This is a genomic window from Streptomyces apricus (assembly GCF_008369065.1).
GTDB lineage: Bacteria > Actinomycetota > Actinomycetes > Streptomycetales > Streptomycetaceae > Streptomyces > Streptomyces apricus.
This window is the reverse complement of sequence record NZ_VDFC01000300.1, coordinates 1-540: the sequence shown is the minus strand read 5'-3', so window position 1 is coordinate 540 and position 540 is coordinate 1. Positions and strand designations below refer to the sequence as shown.

1 protein-coding gene is annotated in these 540 nt (G+C 71.3%); it reads right to left on the bottom strand.

The window, feature by feature from the left end; all coding sequences use genetic code 11:
• Nucleotides 1-540, bottom strand: a 540-nt coding sequence (locus FGF04_RS39795; RefSeq protein WP_149516235.1) for an SDR family NAD(P)-dependent oxidoreductase, incomplete at both ends; no start/stop codon positions are given.

Sequence of the window (540 nt, the reverse complement as noted above, 5' to 3'; positions counted from 1 at the left end):
CCCAGGCGCTGGCGGTGCTGGGCCAGGGCGTCCAGGCAGGCGTTGGCGGCGGCGTAGTTGGCCTGGCCCACGCCGCCCAGGAGCGCGGCGATGGAGGAGAACAGCACGAACGCGGTCAGGTTCATGTCCTGGGTGAGTTCGTGCAGGTGCCAGGCCCCATCCGCCTTCGGTGCAAGTACCCTCTGCAGCCGCTGCGGCGTCAGATCCGCGAGCAGGGCATCGTCCAGCACCCCCGCCGCATGCACCACACCCGTCAGCCGATGCTCGGGATCGATCCCGGCCAAGAGCACGGCCAGCGCGCCACGGTCAGCCACGTCACAGGCCTGCACCCGCACCGTGGCACCAAGCTGCGACAACTGCGCCACCAACTCACCAGCACCGGGGGACGCCATGCCCCGGCGGCTGGTCAACAGGAGGTGCTGGATGCCGTGGTGGGTGATGAGGTGCCGGGCGACCAGGGCGCCGAGGCCGCCGGTGCCTCCGGTGATGAGGACGGTGCCTGTGGCGTCCCAGGGGGCGGGTACTTCAGCGGTCTGGGGC